General features: G+C 72.3%; 3 protein-coding genes and 2 pseudogenes. 3 read left to right on the forward strand and 2 right to left on the reverse strand.

Features of this window, described 5'->3' with window-relative positions; all coding sequences use genetic code 11:
• Together IJH84_RS10550 and aroA are read right to left on the reverse strand one after the other, a co-directional pair.
• Positions 1 to 123: pseudogene (locus tag IJH84_RS10550) on the reverse strand (ribosome small subunit-dependent GTPase A); the annotation flags it as partial.
• Positions 123 to 1,391, reverse strand: coding sequence for a 3-phosphoshikimate 1-carboxyvinyltransferase (gene aroA / locus IJH84_RS10555; protein WP_295143363.1), 1,269 nt, complete (start codon positions 1,389 to 1,391; stop codon positions 123 to 125). The pseudogene IJH84_RS10550 and the gene aroA, both read right to left, overlap by 1 nt.
• A 120-nt stretch (positions 1,392 to 1,511) precedes the next feature.
• Between aroA and IJH84_RS10560 the strand changes: the two genes are divergently transcribed.
• The 3 genes and pseudogenes from IJH84_RS10560 to IJH84_RS10570 form a co-directional block, all read left to right on the forward strand.
• Complete coding sequence (locus IJH84_RS10560) at positions 1,512 to 2,273, forward strand: SOS response-associated peptidase (RefSeq protein WP_295143366.1); 762 nt, start codon at positions 1,512 to 1,514, stop codon at positions 2,271 to 2,273.
• Positions 2,274 to 2,279: 6 nt separating this feature from the next.
• Positions 2,280 to 3,005 (forward strand): SOS response-associated peptidase, encoded by a 726-nt coding sequence (locus tag IJH84_RS10565; RefSeq protein ID WP_295143369.1) that lies wholly within the window; start codon positions 2,280 to 2,282, stop codon positions 3,003 to 3,005.
• Positions 3,002 to 3,151: pseudogene (locus IJH84_RS10570) on the forward strand (alpha/beta hydrolase); the annotation flags it as partial. The gene IJH84_RS10565 and the pseudogene IJH84_RS10570, both read left to right, overlap by 4 nt.

The following is a 3,151-nucleotide window of genomic DNA, read 5'->3' on the forward strand; positions in this document are numbered from 1 at the left end:
GACCATCGCCTGGTCCGCGTCGGCGTGTTCGGGACGCAGCTTGCTGCGCGGCCGGCTGTTGCGCCGTCCGGGGCGTACCCGCACATCGGATTCGTCCAGGTCCCGCCAGCCGCGCCGTGCCATCAGGACACCGGCTCCAGCATCGTCGTCCACATGCCGGGAAAGTCGGGGATGGTCTTCGCGGTGGTGGCGATGTCTTCCACGGCGATGCCGGGCACCCGCAGGCCGAGGATGGCCCCGGCGGTGGCCATCCGGTGGTCGGCGTAGGAGTGCCAGGTACCGCCGTGCAGCGCGCGCGGGCGGATCCGCAGCCCGTCGGCGGTCTGCTCGACGTCGCCGCCGACCGCGTTGATCTCGTGCTGCAGCGCGGCGAGCCGATCGGTCTCGTGCCCGCGCAGGTGCGCGATGCCGCGCAGCGTGGAGGGTCCGTTCGCCAGCGCGGCCAGGGCGGCGACGGTGGGCGTGAGTTCGCCGACCTCGTGCAGGTCGATGTCCACGGGCGCCAGCTCGTCCGGGCCGGTGACGGTAAGCCCCGATTCGTCCAGCTCGTTCTGCGCGCCCATCTCGGTGAGGATTCCGCGGATCGCGTCCCCGGCCTGCGTGGTCGCCCGCGGCCATCCCGGCACGGTGATCCGACCGGCCGTCGCTGCTGCCGCGGCGAGGAACGGGGTGGCGTTGGACAGGTCCGGTTCGATCTCCGCGTCCAGCGCGCGGACCGGTCCGGGGGCGACGTACCAGGAATTCGGCTGCTCGTCGTCGACTTCGACACCGCGTTCGCGCAGCATCGCCACGGTCATGTCGATGTGCGGCAGCGACGGAACCGGAGCGCCTTCGTGCACGACGGTCACACCTTGTTCGTACCGCGCGGCGGACAGCAGCAGACCGGAGACGAACTGGGAGGACGCGGACGCGTCGATGGTGACCCGCCCGCCGGGAAGTTTGCCGGTCCCGTGCACGTCGAACGGCAGCGCACTGCCGCTGACCTCGGCGCCCAGCGCCCGCAGCGCGTCCAGCACGGTGTCCAGCGGACGTTCCCGGGCGCGGGGATCGCCGTCGAAGGAGATCCGGCCTTCGGCGAGGGCGGCGACCGGCGGTACGAAGCGCATGACGGTGCCGGCGAGCCCGCAGTCCACGGTCGCCGGTCCGCGCAGCTCAACGGGTTCGACCAGCCAGGAACCGTCCGCGCCGTCCCGGACGTCCGCGCCGAGCGCGCGCAGCGCCGCGGCCATCAGCTCGGTGTCGCGGCTGCGCAGCGGGTTGCGCACGGTGCAGCGACCGGTGGCCAGCGCCGCGAGCACCAACGCGCGGTTGGTGATCGACTTCGAGCCCGGGACGGGCACGGTCGCTCGCACGGGATGCTCGGCGACCGGGGCTGGCCAGTGCTGCGTCATGTCCCAATGATCCCGCATTCGCCCACGTCGAACCGGTCGGGGCGGGCTCGGGAGTTCGACGCTGTCGGTGGCTGCTGCAACTATGGGTGCACAGACGCCAGTAGAGGAGGTGGCCAGGGCATGTGCGGCAGGTACGCCTCCACGAAGGACCCGGCTGCGCTGGCTGCGGAGTTCGCGGCCACCGATGCCACCGGCCGCGCCGGGCACGCGGCCGACTACAACGTCGCACCGACCAAGGACGTCCCCACCGTGGTGCAACGGCACCCGCGCGACTCCGCGGGCGAACCCGACCAGTGGCGCACCGAGCGCAGCCTGCGGCTGATGCGCTGGGGCCTGGTGCCGAAGTGGGCGAAGGACCCGAAGATCGGCAACCGGATGATCAACGCGAAGGCCGAGACGGTGACCGGCAAACCGGCGTTCCGCTCGGCCGTCCGGTCCCGGCGCTGCCTGCTGCCCGCCGACGGCTGGTACGAGTGGCGCCGCGACGCCGACGGCAAGCAGCCGTTCTTCATGACCTGCCCGGACGGTTCCAGCCTGGCGCTGGCCGGGATCTGGGAGACCTGGCGCGATCCGGCGGCGGCGGACGCTGCGCCGCTGGTGACCTGCTCGGTGCTGACGACCAGCGCGATCGGCCCGCTTGCCGAGGTGCACGAGCGGATGCCGCTGGTGCTGCCGAACGCGTCCTGGGAGAGCTGGCTGGATCCGGACCGCGCCGATGTGGACGAGCTGCTCGCGCCGTCCCGCGAGGTGGTGGACGCCCTCGAACTGCGCCCGGTGTCGCCTGCGGTGAACAACGTGCGCAACAACGGCGCGGAACTGCTGGCCCCGGTGGCCGATCCCGTTGACCCGGTAGCGTTGGATCATGCGCGGGACTCGGGGTGATGGCTGATGTGCGGGCGATACGCGGTCCAGCAGGATCCCGCTGCGCTGGCCGGTGAGTTCGAGGCGGTCGATCGCGCCGAGGGGTTGCTCGGTCCGGACTACAACGTCACGCCGACCAAGACCGTGCCGATCGTCGTCGAGCGCGCGACCGGCTCCGGCCCCGAGCGCAGCCTCCGTCCGGTGCGGTGGGGCCTGGTCCCCACCTGGGCGCAAGATCCCGACAGCGGTCCGCCGATGATCAACGCCCGGGCGGAGACGATCACCACCAAGCCCGCCTACGCGGAGTCCGCCGCGCGGCGCCGCTGCCTGATGCCCGCGACCGGCTGGTACGAGTGGCAACCCGGCGAACGGCGCAAGCAGCCGTACCTGTGTTCCCGGGGCGACGGGACGAGCCTTGCGATGGCGGCGGTGTTCTCCGCGTGGTGGTCGCCGGACAACACCACACCGCTGGTTACCTGCGCCGTCGTCACCACCGCCGCTGTTGGTGAGTTCGCCGCGGTGCACCACCGGATGCCGCTGGTGCTGCCCCGGCAGAAGTGGGCGCAGTGGCTCGACCAGACCCGCACGGACGTCGACGAGCTGCTCGCACCGGACGTCCGAGCGCTCGACGAGCTCGAACTCACCGCGGTCTCCAGCGAGGTGAACAACATGCGCAATAACCACCCCGCGCTGCTCGAGCCCGCGGAGCCGGCGCCGGAACCCGCCCAGCAGGGTGCGCTGTTCGAGTCATGACGACCGCCGAGCTGAACACCCCGCACGGCCCGGCGCGGGCGGAGCTGCACTGCGCCGAGGAAGGCCGCGCTGCGCTGCTGCTCGGGCACGGCGCGGGCGGTGGCATAGCAGCACCGGACCTGGTCGCGCTCACGCGTACCGCCACC

It is taken from the genome of Saccharopolyspora sp., assembly GCF_017434145.1.
Classification (GTDB): domain Bacteria; phylum Actinomycetota; class Actinomycetes; order Mycobacteriales; family Pseudonocardiaceae; genus Saccharopolyspora_C; species Saccharopolyspora_C galaxeae.

Bases quoted from the DNA above. Each gene is read 5' to 3' on its own strand.
- aroA (WP_295143363.1), bottom strand. From the start codon at position 1,391: ATGACGCAGCACTGGCCAGCCCCGGTCGCCGAGCATCCCGTGCGAGCG.
- IJH84_RS10560 (WP_295143366.1), top strand. From the start codon at position 1,512: ATGTGCGGCAGGTACGCCTCCACGAAGGACCCGGCTGCGCTGGCTGCG.
- IJH84_RS10565 (WP_295143369.1), top strand. From the start codon at position 2,280: ATGTGCGGGCGATACGCGGTCCAGCAGGATCCCGCTGCGCTGGCCGGT.